Genomic DNA, 22,302 nt, shown 5'->3' on the forward strand with positions numbered 1-22,302 from the left:
CCGGGCTCGCAGGGCAGCGGCTGAGGGCTCGTCACATCCGGCCGGGGATCTGCGTCGAGCCGGGGAACGCGTCCGGGTGGAGGTGAGGCGGCGCACGCCGTTCGAGACGCCCGCAGACGCCGCGCCGCCGACCGGCCGCACAGCGCAGCCGGCGCCCTGACGGCAGGAACGCGCGGCGCCCCCGCCTCCACGACGGGGAGAACCGGCCACCGGCCCGTTCTTCACACCGGGCCGCGCGGCACCGGACGGCCTCGCCCGACCGGCGGAAGTGCCGTCGTCGGACGGCCTCTACCCGGTGGACGGGAACCTGAACGTCGCCGGATCCAGCTTGGGTTGGACCGTCCGGAGGCGGTTGAGGAACTCCACGGAGTGCTGCGCGCACAGGCGCCAGGCCGACGCTTCATCGAAGCGGTGCACATGAAGGCTGCTGTGGCGGTCCACCGCCGCGCCGCAGACCGCGCATCGGCGGGAACGGTGGCGCGCACCGAGCCACTGCTCGGCCTTGGCCCAGCAGTGCCCGCACATCAGCCCCGAGGTGTCCCGGAACTGCGGTCGGCCGGGGTGGTAGACGAAGCGCACGCCACCGGTCGGCCCCGGTTCGTCCACGGGCTCCGAACCGCCGGTCAAACCGGGGACGAACGCCTTGCAGACGTCGCAGTGCAGGTCAGAGATGGTCATGGTCCTCCGGTCCGGGCTGTCCGAACAGATCGCTGTGACGGGTCTGGTCCGACCTCTGGACAGATCCAGGCACGCATATAACTATATGCGAACCTGTGAATATGAGACCGCCCTTCGAGAGGGGATGCTGTGGCCGAGCCGCTACCCGCACCCGACCAAGTCATCGACTGCGCCGGCATGATGTGCCCGCTGCCGGTGATCAAGACCTCCCAGGCCATGAAGGCCCTGAACCAGGGTCAGGTCCTGGAACTGCTGGCCACCGACCCGGGAGTCGAACCGGACATGCGGGCCTGGACCGAGCGCACCGGCAACGCGCTGCTCGACATCCGCAAGGACGGTGATGTCTTCCACGTCCTTCTGCGCCGGGAGAAGTGAGGCGCCGCGATGTGGACCAACGAGTATGACAGCAAGATCATTTACGTGCAGACCCACGGGGTGAACGACCCCGCGCGATCTGCGACACCGTTCTTCCTCGCCGCCTCGGCAGCGGCGATGGACGCCGAAGTGATGATCTATTTCACGATGTACGGCGCGACGCTGCTGCGCCGTGACGTCGTCGACAAGATCGGCCCCAAGGGCGACAGCGGTCAGCCCCTGCGCCGCTTCATCGAGCAGGCGACCGGCCTCGGCGTTCGACTGCTGGTCTGCCAGCCGTCGCTCGACCTCAACGACCTGAAGATCGAAGACCTCATCGACGGTGTCGAGATGATCGGCGGCGCCGCCTTCAACGATCTCGCGCTCAACGCCGACGCAGTGATCAGCTTCTAGGGAGTGGACTGTGACTGACACGGCCGCTTACTACAAGGCGCCGGATGTCGCCGGATACGCCGATGTCTCCTACGCGGAGAAGGAACGGCTCGTCAACGAGGTCAAGGCCGACCCTCGATACTCCGGCTACCTCTACGGCTGCTACGAATGCGGAATCTGTGTGGCGGCCTGTCCTTCCGCGCGCTTCTACGACTTCAGCCCCCGGCGCATCGCCCAGGCGGCGGCGCGGGAGGACGTCGAGCTGATCTATCAGCAGATGCAGGAAGACATCTGGGACTGCTCGCAGTGCTTCTCGTGTCTGCGCTGTCCCCGCGGCAACAACCCCGGCGGGATCATCACGATCATGCGCGAGGTCGCCGTCAACAACGGGCTGCCATCGGCGAAAGAGGCGCTGGCGGGCTACACCCGCATCATCTACAAGATCATGTCGACGGGTACCCAGGTCTCGCCCGACATGCTCCAGGCCGATGCGTTCCCCGACTGGGGGCCGGAAACCGCGGACGTCTCGCACAACCTCGACCTGTGGCGGCGGGCTCTGCCCTCGGAGACCCTGCACACCACGTCCACCGGTTGGGACGTCGCGGAGAAGACCCTCGTAGAGCTCTACCTCATCTGGCTGCACACCGGGTCGCTCGACCTGATCAAGGACGTCGACAGCGGTCTGCACGCGATCCTCCAGGAAGTCATGGAAGACCGCCTCGAAGAGGAAGGAATCGAGGTATGACCATTCCGATCGAAGCTCTGAAGAACAGGAAACAGACCTTCGAACGCGGCGAGGACCGCCGCTCGTTGCTGGACCCGCGAGCGGAGCTCCTGAAGCTGGAAGAAGCCGGCGAACTCGTCGTGCAGAGGATCACCGGTGACACCATCACCGTGCCGACGAAGTACGGCCGGGAAAAGCGCATCCAGAAGGCGCACCTGTGGCACCACAAGTCCTGCGGACAGTGCGGCCACATCCCCGGCTACTCGACCTCGATCTTCTGGATCATGCGGAAGCTCGGGTACGACTACCACGACCCCAAGGACCAGACCTCGTGCACCGCGTGGAACTACTACGCCAGCGCGACGTCCAACGCCGCGGCCCAAGCCGCCGTCGCCGTCCGCAACTTCGCCGCCGCAGCGGAAACCGGGTACTTCCCCCTGATCCACTGCGGTACATCCTTCGGGCACTACAAGGAAGTCCGCGAGGAGCTGATCCACCACGCTGGTCTGCGGGCCGAAGTGCGCGGGGTCATGGCCAAGCTGGGCAAGGAACTGGTGCTGCCCGAGGAGATCGTCCACTACTCGGAGTACCTCTACGCCCTGCGCCATGAGATCGCGGCGCACCAGGTCCGCGACATGTCCGCGGTCAAGGTCACCGTGCACCCCGCCTGCCACTACTACAAGCTGGTGGAGGGCGACGCGATCTTCGACCCGGAGGTCTACGGCGGTCAGCGCACCGCCGTGGTGACCGGTCTGGCCCAGCAGCTCGGCGCCGATGTGCGCGAGTACTCCACCTGGTACGACTGCTGCGGCTTCGGCTTCCGCCACATCCTGGTGCAGCGCGACTTCACCCGTTCCTTCGCCACCATGCGCAAGATCGAGGTGATGAAGGAGGAAGCGGATCCGGATGTCGTCCTCACCCACGACACCGGCTGTGTGACCACCCTCGACAAGAGCCAGTTCGCGGCCAAGGCGCACGACCGCAACGTCGGTGTGGCCGTGATGAGCGAGGCCCAGTTCGCCGCTCTGGCGATGGGTGCCCACCCGTACAAGGTGTGCCAACTGCACTGGCACTCGGCCGATTACCGGCCGCTGCTGGAAAAGATGGGCATCGACTGGAAGCAGGCATGGGCCGAGTTCCAGCAGGACCTCAAGCGGCTCGAAAACGGCGAGAAGCGCTTCCTCGACTGGGACGACGTCGACAACTGACCGTGCCGGAACGGCGCAAGCCGAACCGCGGTGAGCAGGAAAGAGCAGAGGGAAGGACAGATGGCATTCGACACGGTGGCCGTTGTCGGCGGCGGCCCGGGCGGCCTGCGCGCGGCGCAGAGCATCGCCGACATCGGAGGGAAGGTGCTTCTCATCGAGAAGCGCGACTTCCTCGGCGGTACCCCCGTAGCCGAGAACTACGCCGGCCTGACACCCTACGGGGCCGAGGCCGAACCGCAGATGCAGAGCATGGCCGAGGCCGTCACATCGAACCCGAACGCCCAGGTGCGGCTGAGTACCGAGGTGGTCGGATTCGCCGGCGAGCCGGGCTCGTACTCGGTGACGCTGCGAGGACCGGACGGCGAGGAGTCGGTGGACGTCGGCGCGGTGATCGTCGCGACCGGGTTCCAGCACTTCGACCCGGGACGTGAGACCCAGTTCTACGGGTACTACGAGTACGAGGACGTGCTCACCCTGACCGACCTCGAGGCCATGCTCAAGCAGCACCAGGTGGTGCGGCCGTCGACCGGTGAGGCGCCGAAGAGCCTGTGCTTCATCCAGTGCGTGGGCAGCCGTGACCGGCAGATCGGCAACGAGTACTGCTCCAAGGTCTGCTGCGGGATCGCCTCCAAGGAGGCCATCGAGGTCCGCGAGCTGCTCCCCGACTGCAAGGTCTACATCTTCTACATCGACATGCGGATGTACGGCTACTGGGAGAGCCAGATCTACTGGCCCGCGCAGGAGAAACACCACGTCCAGTACGTCAAGGGCATGGTGACCGAGGTCCTGAAGAAGGGCGACGGCCTGCTCATCCGCGGCGAGGACACCACCATGGGCCGGCCCATGGAGATTCCGATGGACATGGTGGTGCTGTCCGTCGGAATGGAGCCCTCGGCCGGCACCCGCACCATGGCCCGGGTACTCGGAGTGCAGCAGAACAAGTACGGCTTCATCGAGGCGGCCGGCTCCCCACTGGACCCGGTCTCCACGGACCGCGACGGCATCTACGCCTGCGGCGCGGCACTGGGCCCCGCCGATCTGGAGGACACCGTCTCGTCCGCCTCCAACGCGGCGATGAAGGCGATGGCGTTCGTCCGTTCCCAGGCCGCAGCCGCCGCCAACTGAGACCCGCGGAGGCTCGTCATGCTCGGACCCGTCGTCGACACCCCCAGCGCCCAGGAGTTCATGCGCGAGATCGTCGACAGGATCTCCGCCGAGGAACTGGGTGCGATAGCCGGGGACTTGGAACGCAAGTCCCTGGCCCTGCAGACGCTGCTGCAGACACCGGAAGAGCTCGACCGCGAGGGACTGCGGGCGGTTCTGCGATGGGTCTTCTCGACCCGTCGCAGCGCCGACCGGATCATCGAATCGGTGTCTCCCGAGCGTCTTGGAGCCGCAGTCAACGACCTGCTGCACGCCCGGGACGGGCTGCCGGAGCGCATCGAGCGATTCGACGCGGTGCTCACCGAGTTCCCCGACACCGCCTTCGACCTGCCGGGGGAGTTGCTGCACTTCACCTCCCCCGAGCGGTACTGGCTGTGGACCCGGTGGATCTGGGATCCCCGCACCGAGACCGGTGCGCTCCGCCTGGTCACCACCGAGGACGTCGATCTCGCGGCCGGTTCGCCCCGCGGGGAGACCTATTTGGCCGTCGGGCAGGCCCTGGACTTCGTCGACGACCTCGGTAGATCGGCCGGGCTCACCACCGACGGCCGGAATCGGTTCGGCACCGATGTGTTCCTTGCCGCCGTCTACGGCGTCTACATGTACACCATCCTGCGGATGCGTATGACAGAGCAGTTCAACCAGGTGGTGCCGCCCATGCCCGATCTCATCCGCCGCCTACTGGGCGTCTACCACCTGGAGGTTTGAACATGCCTATCGGAGGGCGCAAGGTATCTCCGACCGCTGTCGAGAAGGAGTCGGCGGTCGTCGCCTCACCGATCTCCGGACGCGAGGTCGAACTCCCGGCCATGTGGAACCGGATGTTCGAACCGCGGGTGCTCAGCGACTACGGTCCGGACGGTTTCGCCAGACTGCGCGACATGGCCGGCGGCGGTGGCACGGAGTCGCTGGAGTGGTGCTACGGGTGCAACAAGTGCGTGCCGGTCTGCCCCGTCGACCTGGTCGGCGAGTACGGTCCGCGCAAGATCCACCGTAAGGTCCAGACCGGTGTGGACCTGCTGGAGGACCCCGACCTGTGGCTCTGCACCACCTGCGGGAACTGCTTGAGGGTGTGCCCCAAGGAAGTCGACATGATCCAGATCATGCCGGAGGCGCGGGAGGGCGCGCTCGCCGAGGGCAATGTGCCCTCGGAACTGCAGGACGTCTTCCAGAAGACGTTCCGCTACGGCAACGCGCTCGGGGAGAACCCGCGCAGGCGTGCCCAGTGGACGCGGGACGCCGGTGTGCCGGTCAAGGTCCTGCCCAAGGACCCCTCCCCGGTCGACGTGCTGTTCTACGTCGAGGACTACTGGAGCTACCACCCCCGCGGGCAGGAGGCCGCCCGGGCGTTCGCCCGCGTGGCCACCGCGCTCGGCGTGGACTTCGGGATCCTGGGCCACGAGGAGAAGACCCTCGGCGACTCCCAGCGCCTCGCCGGTGAGAAGGGACTGTTCGACTCGCTCGTCGAGGACGTCGCGGCAACCCTGTCCAAGTACGAGTTCAACCGGATCGTCACTCCCGATCCGCACGGCTTCAACGCACTGGTCAAGGAGTACCCGAAGCGGGGGCACACCTTCGAGGTGCTGCACTACACCCAGCTTCTGGCCCCGCTCGTGGACCGGATCGAGTGGCAGCGCGAGCTGAACCTCACGGTGACCTTCCACGACCCGTGCTACCTCGGCCGGCACAACGGCGAGTACGACGCGCCCCGCACACTGATCAACGCCATCCCGGGCATCGAACTCGTCGAGATGGGCCGCTGCCGCGAGAACGGCTACTGCTGCGGCGGCGGCGGTGGCGGTATGTGGCTGGACGGCTTCACCAGGGACCACACCACGGAACGGCTTTCCGAGCGGCGGGTCCGCGAGGCGGCCGCAACCGGTGCCGACACACTGGTCGTCTGCTGCCCCTACGAGGTGTCCCGGTTCGAGGACGCCGCGAAGTCGACCGGCAACGACCACCTGAAGGTCCGAGACATCATCGAGATCATCGACGAGGCGATGGGGCATGGACCGGCTGCCTCATAGCTCTCTGAGAGTGATCGACTTCGGGCGGACCTCGGCCCTGCGCTCGCAGACGCTCTGGCACGCCATCGCCTACGGAGTGTCTGCGGGCGCGCCGCCCACCCTGTCCTTCGTCCGGCCCGCCGAGCCGTACGTGTGCCTCGGATACCACCGCAGCATCGAGGAGGTGGACCTCGCGTACTGCACGGCGCAGGGGCTGCCCGTCTACCGGCGGATGGTCGGCGGCGGGCCGGTCTACCTGGACAGCGACCAGCTGTTCTTCCAGATCGCCCTGCCCGCCGCCGATGTCTCGCCGTCACGGGCCAGAGCCCTGCGCGACATGCTCTCTCCGGCGGTTGCCGCCTACCGGGCCGCCGGGGTGGACGCATCGCTGGACCGCAACATGGAGATCGCCGTCGAAGACCGCAAGATCTGCGGACACGGCGCCGGCCAGATCGAGGACGCGGTGGTGGTCTGCGGCAACCTCATCGAGGGGTTCGACCATGAGCGTGCCGCCAGGGTGCTGCGCCTTCCCGACGAGGGAATGCGCTCGGAGGTACTGCGGCTGATGCGGCGCTACGTCAGTGCCACACCCGCCGACCCGGAGGTGTTCCGGCGAGCCGCGGTCGACGCCTATGCGACCGCGCTCGGCCTCCAGCCGGTGCCCGGTGACCTCACCGGAGTGGAACGCGAGGCGCTGGTCGAACTCGATGAGCGCTTCACAAGCGACGAGTGGATCGCGGGACCGGCACGCCGGCCGCGACGGCGGACCCGGGAGGTCAAGGTGCGTGCCGGCGTATGGGTGTTCGCGGCCCAGCACGAACAGGCCCTGGTCATGGCGAGCGTGGTGGACGACTCGGTGGAGCGTGCTCGGCTGTCCACCCTCATCCCCGGCGGGGAGATGCGGGAGGCCGAGGACGCACTTGCCGGAGTCCCGCTGGCGAAAGCGCCGGACGTGCTCGGCGCATACGGGGACCTTGGACGCCAATTCGCCGCGGCCTTCGCGGCATCGGATGGGAAGAGCCTGTGACGGAACACGTTGAGTCCATCCACCACAGCGACCTGGTGGAGGTGAAGGGCTTCTGGCTTGCACTGGACCGCAGCTACGACCGGGACATCCATATGTGGGTGAAACCGGCGGGGCCGGGGACCGTGCGGGTCGGCTTCGACGCCCTGGGGGTGGAGACGAACGGCACGCTGGCGCAGCTGTCGTTCATCGAGCCCGGTGCCGAGATCGTGCGTGGCCGGCCGATCGGCCAGCTGGAGGCGGCGAAGTTCGTCGGCCCGCTGATCAGCCCGCTGTCCGGCACGCTGCTCACGGTCAACGACGAGGCACTGGGGGACCCCGGCCTGGTCGAACAGGACCCGTACGGCCGGGGCTGGCTGATCGAGATGTCGCTCGGCGAGGAGGACGCCGAGCTCGCGGGCCTGCTGTCGGCACCGGACGACATCACGGCCTGGTTCGCGGCCAAGGCCGACGAGTACCGCCTCAAGGGAGTGATCGCCCGATGAGTCTCCCGGCAGCGCCGACGACGGCCCTGGACATACGACGGGCCAACTTCCCCGACGTCATGGACTTCTACGCCCCCGGCCTGAAGCGGTGGCAGACCTCGGAGTGGGCACCGGCCAGTCCGCAGCGGTTCCTGCCGGTGTCGGTGACGGGGTCGGCCTGTGCGCTCAGCTGCGACCACTGCCAGTCCAAGGTCCTTGAGGGCATGGTGTCGGTGAAGGCCGACGAGGACCTTTTCGCCCTGGCCAAGCGGTTGAAGTCGCAGGGCAGCGAGGGCCTGCTGGTCTCCGGCGGGTCCACCCGCGGCGGCGGCGTCCCGCTGCTGCCGCATCTGCGGCACATCCCGCGGATCCGCGAGGAACTCGGGATGAAGGTCATCGTCCACTCGGGCGTGGTCTCCCCCGAACTGGCCGCCGGGTTGGCGAAAGCGGGCGTCGACGGGGTGATGCTCGACATCATCGGCGCCGACGAGACCATCCGGGACGTCTACCACCTGGATCTGAAGGTCTCCGACTTCGACCGTGCGCTGGCGCTGCTCTCCGAGAACGGGCTGAGCATCATCCCGCACATCGTTCTGGGCCTGCACTACGGGAAGTTCCTGGGCGAGCACCGGGCACTGGAGATCATCACCAAGTACCCCGTGTCCACGATCATTCTGGTGGTCCTGGTGCCCCTGGTGGGCACGCCCATGGCGCACATCCCGCCCCCGCCCGTCGACGACGTCACGGACTTCTTCCGTACCGCGCGGCTGGCGGCCCCCGCGACCACCATCAACCTCGGCTGCGCACGGCCGCTCGGCGACGCCAAGAAGGACCTCGATCAGGCGGCCGTCGACCTGGGCCTCAACGGGATCGCCTACCCGGCGGACGGCGCGATCGAGTACGCCCGCTCACGGGGGCTGGAGCCCCGGCTCTTCGAGTACTGCTGCTCACTGACCTGGACCGGCGACGACGACGTCTCCTACCAGACGGTCGAGGTGGCCTGATGCCGGCCCGGTGGCGCCTCCTCGCGGACGACGGCGCACGTGCCGCGGACGGCCTGGCGCTCGACGAGGCACTGATGGACGGCTATGCGCGCGGTGCGCCGTACCGGCCGCCCACCCTGCGGCTGTACACCTACCGCAGCCAGTGTGCGCTGATCGGCCGCTACCAGCTCCTGGAGGCCGAGGTCGATCTCGAGGCGTGCAGCCGCACCGGCACCGAGGTGAGCCGGCGGCCGACCGGCGGCGGGGCGATCATCATGGGCGCCGGTCAGCTGGGCCTGGCGCTGGTCGACCGCGCTCCCGCCGACAAACGCCCCCGGGAGATCATCGAGGAGTGCTCGACGGCCATCGTGGCAGGGCTCGCCGAACTCGGGATCACCGCTGGCTTCCGGGGCAAGAACGACCTGGAGGTGGAGGGGCGCAAGATCGCCGGCCTGGGCCTGTACGTCGACGAGCGGGGCGGCATGCTCTTCCACGCGAGCATCCTCGCCGACCTCGACGTCGACTTCATGCTCCGTGTGCTGCGGATCCCCGCGGCCAAGCTGGCGGACAAGGCCGCGAGTGCCGTACGGCAACGGGTGACCACCGTGACCCGGGAGACCGGCAGGTCCTACGACGGCGCCGCGCTGCGTGACTCCATCCGGTACGGCTTCTCCCGGACGTTCGGAGCCGAGTTCGAGCCGAGCGTGCCCGAGCAGGGCGAACTGGCCCGGGCCGCGGTGCTCGCCGAGGAACGCTACCGGGCGCAGTCCTGGCTCGGCGAGCGGAGCGTCGTCCCGGACGGCAGCGGCACCGCCGTGCTGAAGACGCCGGCCGGACTGATGCGGCTGTACCTGTCCACACACGGAGACCTGGTGAAGAGCGCCGTCATCGTCGGCGACTTCGCCGAACTGCCGTCGGCCGTGGTGCAGCTGGAGTCCGACCTGCGCTGGCAGCGGCTGAGCAGGGACACCGTCACCAAGGTCGTATCGGCCGCGGGCGCCGACCAGGCGCTGCAGGTCGGTGCGGAGCAGATCACCACCGCCGTCCTGACCGCCGGACAGCGGGCGGCACGACTGGCCACCGCCGCGCCCGTGCGGTCCGCGGGCTCGTGTTACTTCCCCGAGCAGAGTTGAGAGGCACAGACGAGATGGGCCGACAGCTTCCCCTTCTCCCGTCGCCGACGGAGGCGACGCAACGGAAAACCAGCCCGGAATGGGTTCGCATCTCGATGGCGAGCGCGATCGCACTGCGGTTCCGCTCCGGGCGGTTCAGCCGCGATTTCGACTTCGGCGGAATCAACCTGCTGCTCAACTACAGCGACGGCTGCCAGTCGGACTGCGGTTACTGCGGCCTCGCGCGCACGCGCCCGGGTGCCTACGACGACAAGTCGTTCATCCGGGTCGAGTGGCCGCTGGTGCGCACCGACGAACTCGTCGAGCGGATGGCCGAGTTCGAAAGCAGCATGACGAGACTGTGCATCTCGATGGTGACGCACGGTCACGCCTACCGTGACACCTGCGACATCACCGAGCGCATCGTGAAGGCCGTGCGGGCTCCCCTGTCGATCCTGGCCGCGCCGCCCACCCTCAACCGCGAGCGCCTGGAGCGCTTCAAGGAACTGGGCGTCGACATGATCGGCATCGGACTGGACGCGGTGACGGAAGAACTCTTCCGCAGTCTGCGCACCGACGTCCCGGCCGGTGGGCTGAAGTGGGAGAAGTACTGGGAGGTCATCACCGACTCCCGCGAGATCTTCGGTCCGTGGAAGGTCAACGTGCACACCCTCGTCGGGCTCGGCGAGGCGGACGAGGATCTGGTCCGGCTCTTCGTGCAGTTGCGGGAGCAGGAGATCTTCTCCTACCTGTTCTGCTTCAACCCCGAGCCGGACTCCCGGATGGCCGAACACCCCAAGTCGCCGATCCAGCGGTGGCGGCGCGTCCAGCTGGCCAAGCACCTCATCGAGACCGAGGGCTACGGCCTGGACGGCTTCCGCTTCGACGACGAGGGAAACCTGCTCTCCATCGACGCCGACCGGGCCACGGTGGACGCGATCGTCGACACCGGGATCCCCTTCGTCACCAACGGATGTCCCGGAGAGAACGGCGAGCCCGGGTGTACCAGGCCCTACGGCTCCTACCGTCCCGCAGAGCCTTTCCGCGACTACCCGTTTGTTCCGACCGCGGACGATCTGGTCGAGATCCGTCAGCAGATGCGTCTCGACGAAGTCCTGAGCTAGGGAGACATGTACTCATGCGCATCGTCGTTGCGATGAAGGCAGTACCGGACCTCGTCGAGGAGATCGAGCTGACTCCCGACGAGACCGACATCGACCGTGAATACCTCAAGTTCGTACTGAACGAGTGGGACGACCAGGCGCTGGAGGAGGCGCTGCTGATCAAGGACGCCACCGGTGACGCCGAGGTCGTCGCCGTCGGCCTCGGCGAGGACCCCGACATCGACCAGGCCCTCTACACCGCCATCGCCAAGGGCGCAAACGGTGCGGTCAAGCTGAACGGCGGAGGCCCCGACACCCACGCCCGCGCCGCCGCGTTCGCCGCCTACCTCGCCGAGGAGCCGGCCGACCTCGTCATCACCGGTGTGCAGGCGCCCGACGACCTGGACGGACAGCTCGCTCCGATGCTCGCCGCGCGCCTGGGCCAGCGCCACATCTCGGTGGTGATCGGCGTCGAGGCGCAGGACGGCAGGCTCGTGGTGCGCCAGGAGTTCGCCGGCGGCCGGTCGCACGAGCTGGAGCTGCCGGTACCCGCGGTCATCGGCCTCCAGGCCTCCCGCGAGACACCGCGCTACGCCCCGATCACCCGGATCCGTCAGGCCATGCAGGCCGGCGAGCTGCGGGAGGTCTCCGTCCCGGAGGAGACCGCGGGCTCGGGTCTGTCGGTGCGACGCATGTACCGGCCCGAGCAGACCAGCCACGCCGAGATGCTCACCGGCAGCACCGACGAGATCGCGGACAAGATCGTCGAGCTGCTGCGCGAGCGCGGCCTGATCAAGGGATGAGGAAAAGCATGAGTGGCAACGTTCTTGTGCTCGCCGAGCACGCCGGCGGGCAGATCTCCGAGATCACCCACGAGCTTGTGGGCAAGGCCAAGGAACTCGCGGCCGGCTGGGGCGGCACGGCGGAAGTGGCCGTGTTCGGGCCCGCCGACCTGAGCTCACAGCTCGAAGGCGCCGACGCCGTCGTCTCCATCGATCACCCCGCGCTGGCGGAGTACGTGCCCGAGGCGTACGAGGCCGCACTGCGGCATGTGCTGCGGGAGCGCTCACCGCGCCTGCTGCTGCTGTCCAACGCCACGATCGGCCTGGACCTGGGTGCGGCGCTGTCCGTCCTGTGGGAGGCCCCGCTGGCCGCCTATGTCACCGACCTCAAGGCCGAGGGGGACGCGGTCGTCGCCACCTCCCAGATCCTGGGCGGCAAGGTGCTCGCCGAGGTCGAGATCACCGGCGAGCGCGGCATCTGCACCGTCGTGGGCGGCAGCTTCCCGTCCGCGGCGGGCCAGGTGGCCGGCGCCCACGAGGTCCTACGGGTCCCGGCCCCCGACGAGTTCGGCGGCCTGGTCACGACCCTGCGGCAGGTCGTCGAACCGCAGGGCGGCGACGTCAACATCACGGCGGCCGACGTCCTGGTGTCGGCCGGGCGCGGCATCGAGTCGCAGGAGAACCTGGAGCTGGTGCAGGAACTCGCCGACGCGTTGGGTGCCCCGCTGTCGGCCTCGCGGCCGGTCATCGACTCCGGCTGGCTGCCCAAGACCCGTCAGGTCGGCAAGTCCGGCCTCAAGGTCAAGCCGAAGGCGTACCTCGCGTTCGGGATCTCCGGCGCACCCGAGCACCTCGAGGGCATGCGCAACGCCGAACTGATCATCGCGTGCAACACGGACGAGAACGCGCCGATCTTCGACGTCGCGCACTTCGGCACCACCGAGGACCTGTTCGACCTGGTTCCCGCACTGGCCGAAAGGGTTCAGGGGTGACCGTGGCGTCATCGGACATGCCCGTCACGGCGGCGGAGGAGACCCGGGAGGTCTTCCAGGGCTTCTCCGCCGTGGGCGAGATAGCGTTCTACGTCCTGGCCTTCGTCACCATGGGCGTGTTCTTCTGGGGTTTCTGGCGGCGGGTGCGCAAGTACCGCCGCGGCCGGGCGGCAGGCAGAAAGGCCGTCCTGTGGCAGTCCCTGGTCAGCAGGCCCGCGAAGGGTGTCGGGCAACGGGAGGACAACTGGTCGGTCGGTGCGGTCGCCACCAACTCCTCGGTGTTCCGCAGGGACCGGGCAGCGGGCATCGCGCACTTCTTCATCTTCTGGGGCTTCATCACCCTGTTCATCGGAACGGTCATCCTGACGATCGACTTCGACATCGTCCGGAAGGCCGGGACGCTGTTCCTGGGGCACGAGGTCAGCTTCTTCAAGGGCGCCTTCTACCTGGTGTACTCGGTCGTTCTCGACACGATGGGGTTCACCGCGGTACTGGGCCTGGCGTACATGGCGCTGCGCCGCGGCGTCAGACGGCCCGCCAAGCTGGACTACACCCGTGCGGAGAAGCCGGAAGGCGGCTATTCCCGGGCCAGGATCGTCGCGGGGGACTGGGCGTTCATCTACCTGTTCGGGGGGATCCTGGTCACCGGCTACCTGCTGGAGGCGTTCCGGATCCTGGCCGGCCACTTCCCCGCCTTCGAGGTGTGGTCGCCGCTGGGCTGGCTGCTCGCCCGGGGGTTCGAAGCGGCGGGCATGTCGTCCTCCACGGCCGAGACGGCGCACATGGCCGACTGGTGGGTGCACTCGCTGATGGCCCTGGGGTTCGTGGTGTACATCCCCTTCTCCAAGGCCATGCACATGATCGTGGACGGTGTGAACCTGCTGGTGCACGACCGGTCCACGGCCAGACGGCTGCCCGCGCCCCCCGAGGACGCGGAGCACGTCGGGTACAAGGAGATCTCCGACTTCACCTGGAAGGAACTCCTCGACCTCGACGCGTGCACCAAGTGCGGCCGCTGCCACGAGGTGTGCCCGGCCCGTACCGCGGGCGCCCCGCTCTCGCCCAGGGACCTGATCCTGGACCTGCGGCAGTGGGCGGACACCCAGTCGTCCGGCATCACGCTGCTCGACCGGGAGACCCGTGCGGATGCCACCGGCCCGCTGGCCACCGGTGCGGACACCGCCCTCGCCGGCGATGTCGTCAAGGCCCAGACGCTGTGGTCCTGCACGACGTGCATGCACTGCGTCGAGGTCTGCCCCGTGGGCATCGAGCATGTGCCGACCATCGTCCAGCTGCGTCGCGGGCTGGTCGACGAAGGCACGATGGACGCCACCCTGCAGCAGACCCTGCAGAACCTGTCGAAGCAGGGCAACTCGTTCGGCAAGTCGGCGCGGATGCGGTCGCGGTGGACCAAGGGCCTCGACTTCAAGATCAAGGATGCGCGCAAGGAGCCCGTGAAGTACCTGTGGTTCGTAGGCGACTTCGCGAGCTTCGACGACCGGCTGCAGGGCAACTCGCAGGCGCTGGCGTCGATACTCCACGACGCGGACGTCGACTTCGGGCTGCTCTACGAGGGTGAGCGCAACGCGGGCAACGACGTGCGGCGCGTGGGCGAGGAAGGTCTCTTCGAGATGCTCGCCGACCAGAACATCGCGTCGCTGGAAGCGGCGCAGTTCCAGGAGATCTTCACCACGGACCCGCACTCGCTCAACACCCTGCGCAACGAGTACCCCGAGCGCGGTGCGACGTACACGGTGTGGCATTACACGGAGCTGCTGGCCGACCTGGTCGAGTCCGGTGCCATCAGGGTGGAGCCGCTCGGCTACCGGGTGACGTACCACGACCCGTGCTACCTGGCCCGCTACAACGGTGTCGTGGACGCGCCGCGGCGGCTGCTGAAGGCGCTCGGCTGCGAACTCGTCGAGATGCCCCGCAACCGTGCGGACACCTTCTGCTGCGGCGCCGGCGGCGGTCGCATCTGGATGGACGACTCCATGCTGGACGAACGGCCGAGTGAGAACCGGATCCGTGAGGCCGTGCGGGTCGGGGTCGACAAGTTCATCGTCTCCTGTCCGAAGGACATGACCATGTTCTCGGACGCGGTGAAGACCACCGGCAACGAGGACGCGATGACGGTGCTCGACATCATCCAACTGGTCAAGGAGGCGCAGCGGAAGCCGGCGTCGCCGGGCGTACCCGAAGTCGCCGGGGTGTGAGGCCCGTGAGTCCGGAGATGATCGGGGCCGACATCGGCAGGCGGCTGCAGGCACTGGCCGTCACGCTGCGCCGCTACGACGGTTTCGTGTTCCGGTCCTGGGAGACCGCCGAGCCCGCGGACGGCCGGCTCCCGGAGGACGACGTGTCGGCCGCGGCCGCGGCCCTGGTGCGGCGAGCCCTGCGCGTGGCCTGCGATCCGGAGGGCTGGAAGGTGCTCGTCCGGCTGCGCGAGGGAGAAGCGACGACCGTGGAACTCGGCGCGGTGCTCGCCTGTCCGCGGATCGTCGCCTGGGAGAAGGTGAACGATCTGCTGCAGGCGGGCCTGGCCGGCAGAGAACTTGACGGAGACCGCGTGGCGATCACCGCGGCCGGCGAGGGGGTCCTCGAACTGGTCGAGGGGATCGCGGACGCGGCGGCGACAGCGGTGAAGGCATGAAGTGCCCGTGGTGTGAGTTCGACGGCACCGTCCGTGGTCTGCACGCGCATCTCGGTGACCGGCACCGCGATGCCGTCCAGACCACGCAACGGCGGGGCAACCACTTCTACGAGGTGACGTGCCCGGTGTGCGGAGACCGGTACGAGCACAGTCTCCGGAAAGGGAAACGCGATCCGTCGTTTCTCGAGGAATTCGATCGCGAAATCCGCATGGTCGCACTCGACATGCTCGTCCATCACCTGATGGCAGAACACGAAGTCACAGAAAACAGGAGCCCGAGCGGTGGCACTGGTCAAGAAATGTAACCTCCCCGACGATCTGTACTACCTCGTCGAGCGGCATGTGTGGGCCCGTCAGGAGGACGGCCTGGTCGTCGTCGGAATGACCGACGTGGCGCAGAACCTCGCCAAGACGATCATCTCGGTGACGCTGAAGGGCGCCGGGAAGACCGTCAGGAAGGGGCGCAACGTCGCGACGGTGGAGAGCGGCAAATGGGTCGGCCCGGTGCCGGCACCGGTGTCCGGAGAGATCGTCGAGGTCAATCAGGCACTGGTGAGCTCGCCCAGCCTGATCAACAGCGATCCCTACCAGGCGGGCTGGGTCGCGAAGATCCGCGCCGCCGACTGGGAGGCGGACTCGGCCGACCTGGTCACGGGAGCGGCGGGCCTGGAGGCGTACCAGAGCTTTCTCGATGCCGAGGGAATCGTCTGCGACGGAGGCTGACGGGCGATGACCGACCAGGTCTGGTACGGATGCGCGGTGCCGGACGACCTCCTGTACGACGTGGGGATGAACGTCTGGGTACGGGCCGAGGGCGACGAGGTCGTCCTCGGCATGACCGATGTGGCGCAGACGATGGGCGGCCGGATGGTCCAGATCACCTGGCGGCGCGTGGGAAGGACCTTCACCCGGGGCCGGCCGCTCGCGGTCATCGAGAGCGCCAAGTGGGTCGGCCCCTTCCCGACGCCGCTGACCGGGGAACTGCTGGCGATCAACGAAGCGGCGTTCGAGGAGGACATCGCGGTGGCCAACAGGGACCCGTACGGCGCCGGCTGGATGGCGCGGCTGCGGCCGTCGCACATGGAGGACGAGCGGTCTCGTCTTGTCGACGGCCGCACCGCGTTCGAGCAGTACAAGGCGTTCATCGCCGAACACGACATCCGGTGCTACCGCTGCGCGGATTGAGCGGAGCCGCAGAAGAAGGGAGACGCCGATGGGCGCCGTTCCGGAAGGACCGGGAGACCGCCGGGCCCGTGTATCGAGGTTCTGGATCTTCCTCGCCGTCGTCTTCGTCGGATACCTCGCGTTCCGCATGGCGCAAGGGGTGGTCTGGCTGGTGGAGCATGCCTGAACCTCACCACCCCGGAGTGTTTGTCAGGGAACCCCGCACGTGCGGGTGGTTCCGCGGATCAGCTTGTCCACCACAGAGAACCTGGAAGGTGTGAAATGGCCGAGGACATGGTGCCTGGCACGGAGGAGCAGCCGAAGAGGCTTGCCATGGTCTGTTGGAGCAGCGACCTGGACCGGGTGTGGCCGACCCTGATTCTGGCCACCACGGCGGCCGCCTCCGATGTCGAGGTGGACATCTTCTTCACCTTCTGGGGCCTGCGGGTCCTGCAGCGCAACGACAGACGGATCACCGGTACCAACTGGATGCAGAAGGGCGAGTCCCTGGTGGACCGGGGTGGCACGGACCACCTCAAGCTGGGGAAGATCCACTTCGGCGGCGCCGGCACCAAGATGATCAAAAAGCTGGCGAAGGACTACAAGGTGGCCAGCCCGACGGAGCTGATGGAGATGGCCATGGCCATCGGCGTCCGGATGCACCCCTGCCAGATGACCATGGATCTGTACGGTCTGAAGTCGTCGGACTTCATCGACGGCCTGCAGCCGTCGCTGGGAGCCGCCAGCTTCATCGACATGGCCGCCAAGGCGGACATCCAGCTCTTCATCTGACACCGCCGTCGAACGGCTCCACCGTACGGAAGAGGTCGCGGCCTTGGTATCCGAAAGCAGAGCTCTGGTCCCCACCATGGTGCTCGCCACGGGTAACACCGCTCTGGCGTCCCGGCTCGGCCGGATCGCGGACGAGCGGAACCTGTCCATGTCCCGGACGGAACCCGTGGAAGGGCAGCCGGCGGTGGCCGTTCTCGACATCGACGAGCCCGACGCCGTGGAGACCGTACGCGGCTGGCGTGGCCGCTGGCCGGATTCACTGATCGCCGGCTTCTCGGCGGTACCCGATCCCGGCCGGTGGGTCGAGGCGCAGCGCGCCGGATGCGACCTCGTGGTCAACCGCGGCGCGCTTCCCCTGCGCCTGGCGGCGCGGTTGGCCGAGCAGGACGCCGAAGGGCGGGGCTCGCGACGGTTCGTGCTGTTCGAGGCGGCCGACGCCGCCGGGCGTCTCGGCCTGGTCTTCCGGACCGGCGACTCACCGGTCGGGCCGCTCGCCGTGTACCGGCTGGGCGGTCGGCTGTACGCCGTGGCGGACCGCTGCCCGCACGCGGGTGCGGCCCTGTCCCAGGGGGAGGTGGAGGGCACGGTGGTGACATGCCCCGGCCACGGCAGTCAGTTCGACCTCTGCACCGGCGAGCGGGTGCGCGGGCCGTCCGACACCGGCATCGACAGGTTCACCCTCGTCCAGGAAGGAGGACAGGTCTTCCTGGTGCTGCGTTGACCGGTGACCGGCCGCGTCGGGTCCCGGGGCCGGCTGTCCGCTCCACGGCAGCCGGCCCCCGGTGTGCGGTGACCGCACGACCGCGCCCGGTCGCGCGGTGATGCGCAAGACCCGTGCCGTGCGTACGGTGCGGGGGACCGAGGCGCAGGACTCCGCGGGGCGCAGACGGCGGCTGTGCCGGGTCGGGTGTCCGACCCGCCGCAGCGGGACATTCACGGGGCCGCCTTTGCGGACGGGGAACCGCGCGGTTTCGATGGGTCACCGGTCGTGGTGGAACACCACCGGCCCCGAGGGCCGATGCCTGACATGGCCCGAACCGGTGCTCCTCCGCGGCCGGTCGCGCCGCAGGGCGTGCGCGACCGGCCGCGTGACGCTGGTTCACATCTCGGTGTGCGGCGACGCACCCGTCCCGGAGTTCGTGACGGACGGTGCGGACGCGTGTCGTGATCCGCTCGCGCTCCCGCCGCGAGGCGCGGCCGGTCGGAGCCCGGCGCGGCTCCCGGCACGGCGTCGACGGCCGGCGTACGGCGGGACTTCGCCGCCGCCGGCCGTTCCGTGTCCGACGAGGCGCGCCGGCAGGCCTCTTCCGGCCGGAACCGCCGGTGCTATCCGCAGCCGCACCCGCGGGCTTCGGTCCCCATGGTGAGCAACGGCAGGGCCCGCCGGATGCGTGGTGACCGCGCGACGACGGTGTGCGCCAGCTCGGTGAACCTCTTGGTGGTCGTGGAGTCCGGGTGAGCGATGACCGCCGGTGCTCCGTCGCCTCCGGCCGCGCTCACCGCCGGGTCGAGCGGAATACGGCCGATCAGCGGTGTGCCGAGCAGTTCGGCCAGCCGCTCGCCGCCGCCCTTGCCGAAGAACTCGTGCTCCTGGCCGCAGCCGTCGCAGACGAAGCCCGCCATGTTCTCCACGACGCCCACGAGATTCATCCCCGTCTTGGTCATCATCCGCCCGGCGCGCAGCGCGACCCGCTCGGCGGTTTCGTGCGGGCTGGTGACCAGGAGGAAGTCGGCGCGGGGAAGGAACTGCGCCAGCGAGATGGACACATCCCCCGTCCCCGGCGGCATGTCGATCACCAGGTAGTCACGGTCGTCCCAATGCACGTCGCCGAGCAGCTGCTCCAGGGCCTTGTGCAGCATGGGCCCCCGCCACACCACCGGGCCGTCCTCGGGCACGAAGTTGCCCATGGACAGGACGGAGAGCCCATGGGACTCCAGCGGCATGATGAGGTCGCCGACCACCGTGGGCCGCCCGGTGGCGTCGAGCATCTGCGGTACGGAGAAACCCCAGATGTCGGCGTCCAGCAGGCCGACCCGGTGCCCGAGCGCGGCGAGGGAGGCGGCGAGGTTGACGGCGACGGTCGACTTGCCGACACCGCCCTTGCCGCTGCCCACCGCGATGATGCGGGTACGGGACTCGGCGTCGCCCACGCGCGGCACCTTCACCCGGACGTCGCCGATGACGCGCGAGCGCTCCTCCTCGGTCATGGCGGTCAGGTCCACGTGGACCGCGGTCACTTCGGGACAGGCCGCACGCACCTTCTGCGGCACCACGCGCTCGAAATACTCCCGCAGGGGGCATCCGGCGATCGTGAGCGCAAGACGCACGGTCACCTCCGTGCCCTCGATGACGATCTCGCGCACCATGCCCAGGTCGACGACGGATCGGTGCAGTTCCGGGTCGTCGACACCGCGCAGTGCCTCAAGGACGTCGTCGTGGTCGGTCACCGCGACCCACCGCCCGAGGCGGTGCCGGACAGCCGTGCGGCCGCGCGGAGCACGGCGCTGTTGCGGCTCGCGAGTTCGGCGAGCCGGTCGGCGTCGGAGCTGTGGAACAGGCGCAGCCCGGCGATCCGTTCATCGCCGTGCCACACCTGGCCGCGCAGTCCGCTCGTACTGGGAAACAGAAGCAAAGTGAACGAGACGCCGCCCACTTCGAGTGCCACTTCCTGCGGGGTGGTCGACAACATCTGACCTCTTTCCTCGGAGGCGGTTGCGGCGTGACCGGCGACGGACGCGTATTCGCGTGGTCGCGGGCACTATCTAAATGCGTCTACGCGCATATGCTTATATGCGCAGACGCTAGCATCGTGGACAGGTGGCAGCAAGGCATGTGACGAGCCGTCCCTTGTCGTCCGCCGCGACGCAGCACCCGTCGGTTGTGGAGGGGTCATGGGAGAGGACTTGGCCGGCCGGATCGCCCTGGTGACGGGGGGAGCGCACGGGGTCGGTCGCGCGGTGGTCGATCAACTCGCCGAACGCGGTGCCCATGTGGTCATCAACTACCTGCGGGCCGGAGCCGCGGCGCAGCAGGCGCTGAGGGAACTGGCCGACCGGGGACTGTCCGCCGAGTTGCTCCGGTGCAGCGTGGCCCGGCAGGACCAGGTCGGCCGGATGTTCGAGACGGTCGCCGCCCGCCACGGCCGCCTGGACATTCTGGTCAACAACGCCGCCTCCGGTGCGTTCGGGATGCTGGGCGACCTCACCGACAAGGACTGGACACGCGCGCTGGACACCAATCTGCGCGGCACCCTGTGGTGTTCGCAGCAGGGAGCGGCCCTGATGCCCGAAGGCGGGGCGATCGTCAACCTGTCCTCGCTCGGGGCCGGCACGGCGCCTCCCGGGTACGCGGCCGTGGGGACGTCGAAGGCCGCGGTCGAAGCCCTCACCCGCTACCTGGCCGTGGAGTACGCGCCGCGGGGCGTCCGCGTCAATGCCGCGTCCGCCGGCCCGCTCGACGGCGATGCCGTCCGGCAGTACGCCCCGCGGGCATCCGCCTGGGAGACGATGCGCGCCGCGACACCTCTCGGAAGGTTCGGCACGGAGCGGGAATTGGCCGGGGTCGTCGTGTTCCTCGCCTCGCCCGCGGCCAGTTGGATCACCGGCCAGGTGATCGTCGCCGACGGTGGCCTGTCGCTCATGGCCGCGCCCTTCGCCGGAGCCGTGGCTCCCGCCGCAGTGAACGGAGCGGTCCATGAACACGCGTGAAGAGGGAGGCGCCGTCTCGGTGATCGACGGTGAGCCGCCGGCGATACACGCGGGCCGGCGCTCGCCCGGCATCGCCTTCGCCGGTCAGGGAGTGCGGGCCGACGCCATCAGGGCCGTCCTGCACGCCCACCGGGACCACCCCCTGGTCGGCATGCTGCTGGCCGAGCTGGGCTCGTCTGCGGCCGATGAGCTCGACCTGACGGACATCAGAGTGTCGACCGCGGCGACGTACGTCGCCGGTCTGGTCGAGGCGTACAGCCGGTTCGGTCCGGCCGCCGACGTGCCGGTCGTCGTGGGGCACAGCCTCGGGGAGATCACGGCCCTCGTCTACGCCCGCGCTGTCCGCCCGGAGGACGGCCTGCGGCTCGCCCTCGCCCGGGGGCGGATCTGCCACACCGAGCAACTCCGCCGGCCCGGCGCGATGATCGCCGTCATCGGGCTCGACCTCGCGGCCGCAGACCGGTTGCGCCGGCAGGTGTCGGCCGAAGGGCACGGCGTGCTGGAGATCGCGGGGGTCAACGGCAGCCGGCAGATCGTGCTCTCCGGGGAACCGGCCGCCGTGGCATCGGTTGCCGCGCGCCTGGAGACCTCGTCCGCCCGGGGGGTGCTGCTTCCGATCGGCGGTGGGTTCCACTCCTCGCTCATGGCCGGTGCCCTGCCTCACTGGCGGCGCGAGCTGCGGTCGCTCGGCATCCGCCCGAGCCGGGTCACCGTCGTCTCCTGTATCGACTCCCGCCCCCACCGTGATCCGGAGGCGTTCCGCGCCCTGCTGGAGTCGGCCCTGGTGCGGCCGGTGCTCTGGTCGGACACCCTGGAAGCGGTACGAGGGCTGGGTGTCGAGCAGCTGTGGGAGGCGGGCCCGGGCCGGGTCCTGCGCTCGCTCGCCCGCCGCGGCGGTGCGGTCGAGTTCGTCGACGGTCCCGCCCCGCGGGGAACTCGCGACGGGTAGTTGTCGGGGGGCGACCAGTGGTCTAGATTCCCTTTTCAAATACCCCCTG

Annotated in this window: 26 protein-coding genes; 23 read left to right on the forward strand and 3 right to left on the reverse strand. The window is 68.8% G+C overall.

What is annotated here, in order from left to right; translation table 11 throughout:
• Window positions 1-288 precede the first annotated feature (288 nt).
• Window positions 289-678, reverse strand: a complete 390-nt coding sequence (locus ACFSL4_RS12920) for an RING finger protein (RefSeq protein ID WP_381081818.1) — start codon at window positions 676-678, stop codon at window positions 289-291.
• A gap of 129 nt (window positions 679-807) precedes the next feature.
• Between ACFSL4_RS12920 and ACFSL4_RS12925 the strand changes: the two genes are divergently transcribed.
• From ACFSL4_RS12925 to ACFSL4_RS13025, 21 genes are all read left to right on the forward strand, one after another.
• Window positions 808-1,053: a sulfurtransferase TusA family protein gene (locus tag ACFSL4_RS12925; RefSeq protein ID WP_381081820.1), complete on the forward strand. Its 246-nt coding sequence runs from the start codon at window positions 808-810 to the stop codon at window positions 1,051-1,053.
• Window positions 1,054-1,062: 9 nt separating this feature from the next.
• Window positions 1,063-1,446, forward strand: a complete 384-nt coding sequence (locus tag ACFSL4_RS12930) for a DsrE family protein (RefSeq protein WP_381081823.1) — start codon at window positions 1,063-1,065, stop codon at window positions 1,444-1,446.
• 10 nt (window positions 1,447-1,456) lie between these two features.
• Window positions 1,457-2,170 (forward strand): 4Fe-4S dicluster domain-containing protein, encoded by a 714-nt coding sequence (locus tag ACFSL4_RS12935; RefSeq protein WP_381081826.1) that lies wholly within the window; start codon window positions 1,457-1,459, stop codon window positions 2,168-2,170.
• Window positions 2,167-3,357 carry a heterodisulfide reductase-related iron-sulfur binding cluster gene (locus tag ACFSL4_RS12940; protein WP_381081828.1) on the forward strand — a complete coding sequence of 397 codons (1,191 nt, stop codon included), beginning with the start codon at window positions 2,167-2,169 and terminating at the stop codon, window positions 3,355-3,357. Before ACFSL4_RS12935 ends, ACFSL4_RS12940 begins: the two co-directional genes overlap by 4 nt.
• Window positions 3,358-3,417: 60 nt before the next feature.
• Window positions 3,418-4,482 carry a CoB--CoM heterodisulfide reductase iron-sulfur subunit A family protein gene (locus ACFSL4_RS12945; protein ID WP_381081830.1) on the forward strand — a complete coding sequence of 355 codons (1,065 nt, stop codon included), beginning with the start codon at window positions 3,418-3,420 and terminating at the stop codon, window positions 4,480-4,482.
• 18 nt (window positions 4,483-4,500) lie between these two features.
• On the forward strand, window positions 4,501-5,229 hold the full coding sequence (locus ACFSL4_RS12950; protein WP_381081833.1) for a hypothetical protein: 729 nt from the start codon (window positions 4,501-4,503) through the stop codon (window positions 5,227-5,229).
• Between the two features lie 2 nt (window positions 5,230-5,231).
• A complete protein-coding gene (locus ACFSL4_RS12955) occupies window positions 5,232-6,548 on the forward strand; it encodes a (Fe-S)-binding protein (RefSeq protein WP_381081835.1) in 1,317 nt (438 codons plus the stop codon).
• Window positions 6,529-7,554, forward strand: a complete 1,026-nt coding sequence (locus ACFSL4_RS12960; protein ID WP_381081838.1) for a lipoate--protein ligase family protein — start codon at window positions 6,529-6,531, stop codon at window positions 7,552-7,554. The genes ACFSL4_RS12955 and ACFSL4_RS12960 overlap by 20 nt, the downstream gene beginning before the upstream one ends.
• Window positions 7,551-8,036, forward strand: a complete 486-nt coding sequence (locus ACFSL4_RS12965) for a glycine cleavage system protein H (protein WP_381081840.1) — start codon at window positions 7,551-7,553, stop codon at window positions 8,034-8,036. The genes ACFSL4_RS12960 and ACFSL4_RS12965 overlap by 4 nt, the downstream gene beginning before the upstream one ends.
• Window positions 8,033-9,019 (forward strand): radical SAM protein, encoded by a 987-nt coding sequence (locus ACFSL4_RS12970; protein ID WP_381081842.1) that lies wholly within the window; start codon window positions 8,033-8,035, stop codon window positions 9,017-9,019. The genes ACFSL4_RS12965 and ACFSL4_RS12970 overlap by 4 nt, the downstream gene beginning before the upstream one ends.
• Window positions 9,019-10,131 carry a lipoate--protein ligase family protein gene (locus ACFSL4_RS12975; RefSeq protein ID WP_381081845.1) on the forward strand — a complete coding sequence of 371 codons (1,113 nt, stop codon included), beginning with the start codon at window positions 9,019-9,021 and terminating at the stop codon, window positions 10,129-10,131. The genes ACFSL4_RS12970 and ACFSL4_RS12975 overlap by 1 nt, the downstream gene beginning before the upstream one ends.
• A 95-nt stretch (window positions 10,132-10,226) precedes the next feature.
• Window positions 10,227-11,234 carry a radical SAM protein gene (locus ACFSL4_RS12980; protein ID WP_381081848.1) on the forward strand — a complete coding sequence of 336 codons (1,008 nt, stop codon included), beginning with the start codon at window positions 10,227-10,229 and terminating at the stop codon, window positions 11,232-11,234.
• 32 nt (window positions 11,235-11,266) lie between these two features.
• Window positions 11,267-12,016 carry an electron transfer flavoprotein subunit beta/FixA family protein gene (locus tag ACFSL4_RS12985; RefSeq protein WP_381081850.1) on the forward strand — a complete coding sequence of 250 codons (750 nt, stop codon included), beginning with the start codon at window positions 11,267-11,269 and terminating at the stop codon, window positions 12,014-12,016.
• An 8-nt stretch (window positions 12,017-12,024) separates the two neighbouring features.
• Entirely contained in the window at window positions 12,025-12,987 is a 963-nt protein-coding gene (locus tag ACFSL4_RS12990; RefSeq protein WP_381081852.1) for an electron transfer flavoprotein subunit alpha/FixB family protein, read from the forward strand.
• Window positions 12,984-15,203: a (Fe-S)-binding protein gene (locus ACFSL4_RS12995; RefSeq protein ID WP_381081855.1), complete on the forward strand. Its 2,220-nt coding sequence runs from the start codon at window positions 12,984-12,986 to the stop codon at window positions 15,201-15,203. Before ACFSL4_RS12990 ends, ACFSL4_RS12995 begins: the two co-directional genes overlap by 4 nt.
• A gap of 5 nt (window positions 15,204-15,208) precedes the next feature.
• A complete protein-coding gene (locus ACFSL4_RS13000) occupies window positions 15,209-15,640 on the forward strand; it encodes a hypothetical protein (RefSeq protein ID WP_381081858.1) in 432 nt (143 codons plus the stop codon).
• Window positions 15,641-15,922: 282 nt separating this feature from the next.
• Window positions 15,923-16,363, forward strand: a complete 441-nt coding sequence (gene gcvH, locus ACFSL4_RS13005; protein ID WP_381081861.1) for a glycine cleavage system protein GcvH — start codon at window positions 15,923-15,925, stop codon at window positions 16,361-16,363.
• 6 nt (window positions 16,364-16,369) lie between these two features.
• Window positions 16,370-16,825, forward strand: coding sequence for a biotin/lipoyl attachment domain-containing protein (locus ACFSL4_RS13010; protein WP_381081864.1), 456 nt, complete (start codon window positions 16,370-16,372; stop codon window positions 16,823-16,825).
• 28 nt (window positions 16,826-16,853) lie between these two features.
• Window positions 16,854-16,991 (forward strand): hypothetical protein, encoded by a 138-nt coding sequence (locus tag ACFSL4_RS13015; RefSeq protein ID WP_381081866.1) that lies wholly within the window; start codon window positions 16,854-16,856, stop codon window positions 16,989-16,991.
• Window positions 16,992-17,086: 95 nt separating this feature from the next.
• A complete protein-coding gene (locus tag ACFSL4_RS13020; protein ID WP_381081868.1) occupies window positions 17,087-17,596 on the forward strand; it encodes a DsrE/DsrF/DrsH-like family protein in 510 nt (169 codons plus the stop codon).
• Window positions 17,597-17,672: 76 nt separating this feature from the next.
• A complete protein-coding gene (locus tag ACFSL4_RS13025; RefSeq protein ID WP_381081870.1) occupies window positions 17,673-18,317 on the forward strand; it encodes a Rieske (2Fe-2S) protein in 645 nt (214 codons plus the stop codon).
• Window positions 18,318-18,922: 605 nt separating this feature from the next.
• Here ACFSL4_RS13025 and ACFSL4_RS13030 read toward each other — a convergent pair.
• Together ACFSL4_RS13030 and ACFSL4_RS13035 are read right to left on the reverse strand one after the other, a co-directional pair.
• Window positions 18,923-20,044 carry an Mrp/NBP35 family ATP-binding protein gene (locus ACFSL4_RS13030; protein ID WP_381081872.1) on the reverse strand — a complete coding sequence of 374 codons (1,122 nt, stop codon included), beginning with the start codon at window positions 20,042-20,044 and terminating at the stop codon, window positions 18,923-18,925.
• A complete protein-coding gene (locus ACFSL4_RS13035) occupies window positions 20,041-20,286 on the reverse strand; it encodes a hypothetical protein (protein ID WP_381081874.1) in 246 nt (81 codons plus the stop codon). Before ACFSL4_RS13035 ends, ACFSL4_RS13030 begins: the two co-directional genes overlap by 4 nt.
• A gap of 202 nt (window positions 20,287-20,488) precedes the next feature.
• On the opposite strand from ACFSL4_RS13035, the gene ACFSL4_RS13040 reads away from it, so the two are divergent.
• A complete protein-coding gene (locus ACFSL4_RS13040; RefSeq protein ID WP_381081876.1) occupies window positions 20,489-21,304 on the forward strand; it encodes an SDR family oxidoreductase in 816 nt (271 codons plus the stop codon).
• Window positions 21,291-22,253 (forward strand): ACP S-malonyltransferase, encoded by a 963-nt coding sequence (locus tag ACFSL4_RS13045; protein ID WP_381081879.1) that lies wholly within the window; start codon window positions 21,291-21,293, stop codon window positions 22,251-22,253. Before ACFSL4_RS13040 ends, ACFSL4_RS13045 begins: the two co-directional genes overlap by 14 nt.
• Window positions 22,254-22,302: the final 49 nt, after the last annotated feature.

The sequence above is a fragment of the Streptomyces caeni genome, assembly GCF_042678285.1.
Taxonomy (GTDB): domain Bacteria; phylum Actinomycetota; class Actinomycetes; order Streptomycetales; family Streptomycetaceae; genus Streptomyces; species Streptomyces caeni.

Bases quoted from the DNA above. Each gene is read 5' to 3' on its own strand.
- ACFSL4_RS12950 (WP_381081833.1), top strand. From the start codon at position 4,501: ATGCTCGGACCCGTCGTCGACACCCCCAGCGCCCAGGAGTTCATGCGC.
- ACFSL4_RS12920 (WP_381081818.1), bottom strand. From the start codon at position 678: ATGACCATCTCTGACCTGCACTGCGACGTCTGCAAGGCGTTCGTCCCC.
- ACFSL4_RS12980 (WP_381081848.1), top strand. From the start codon at position 10,227: ATGGCGAGCGCGATCGCACTGCGGTTCCGCTCCGGGCGGTTCAGCCGC.
- ACFSL4_RS13040 (WP_381081876.1), top strand. From the start codon at position 20,489: ATGGGAGAGGACTTGGCCGGCCGGATCGCCCTGGTGACGGGGGGAGCG.
- ACFSL4_RS12930 (WP_381081823.1), top strand. From the start codon at position 1,063: ATGTGGACCAACGAGTATGACAGCAAGATCATTTACGTGCAGACCCAC.
- ACFSL4_RS12975 (WP_381081845.1), top strand. From the start codon at position 9,019: ATGCCGGCCCGGTGGCGCCTCCTCGCGGACGACGGCGCACGTGCCGCG.
- ACFSL4_RS12960 (WP_381081838.1), top strand. From the start codon at position 6,529: ATGGACCGGCTGCCTCATAGCTCTCTGAGAGTGATCGACTTCGGGCGG.
- ACFSL4_RS12970 (WP_381081842.1), top strand. From the start codon at position 8,033: ATGAGTCTCCCGGCAGCGCCGACGACGGCCCTGGACATACGACGGGCC.
- ACFSL4_RS12945 (WP_381081830.1), top strand. From the start codon at position 3,418: ATGGCATTCGACACGGTGGCCGTTGTCGGCGGCGGCCCGGGCGGCCTG.
- ACFSL4_RS13025 (WP_381081870.1), top strand. From the start codon at position 17,673: ATGGTGCTCGCCACGGGTAACACCGCTCTGGCGTCCCGGCTCGGCCGG.
- ACFSL4_RS12985 (WP_381081850.1), top strand. From the start codon at position 11,267: ATGAAGGCAGTACCGGACCTCGTCGAGGAGATCGAGCTGACTCCCGAC.
- ACFSL4_RS12955 (WP_381081835.1), top strand. From the start codon at position 5,232: ATGCCTATCGGAGGGCGCAAGGTATCTCCGACCGCTGTCGAGAAGGAG.
- ACFSL4_RS13020 (WP_381081868.1), top strand. From the start codon at position 17,087: ATGGCCGAGGACATGGTGCCTGGCACGGAGGAGCAGCCGAAGAGGCTT.
- ACFSL4_RS13010 (WP_381081864.1), top strand. From the start codon at position 16,370: ATGACCGACCAGGTCTGGTACGGATGCGCGGTGCCGGACGACCTCCTG.
- ACFSL4_RS13045 (WP_381081879.1), top strand. From the start codon at position 21,291: ATGAACACGCGTGAAGAGGGAGGCGCCGTCTCGGTGATCGACGGTGAG.
- ACFSL4_RS12990 (WP_381081852.1), top strand. From the start codon at position 12,025: ATGAGTGGCAACGTTCTTGTGCTCGCCGAGCACGCCGGCGGGCAGATC.
- ACFSL4_RS12940 (WP_381081828.1), top strand. From the start codon at position 2,167: ATGACCATTCCGATCGAAGCTCTGAAGAACAGGAAACAGACCTTCGAA.
- ACFSL4_RS13015 (WP_381081866.1), top strand. From the start codon at position 16,854: ATGGGCGCCGTTCCGGAAGGACCGGGAGACCGCCGGGCCCGTGTATCG.
- ACFSL4_RS13035 (WP_381081874.1), bottom strand. From the start codon at position 20,286: ATGTTGTCGACCACCCCGCAGGAAGTGGCACTCGAAGTGGGCGGCGTC.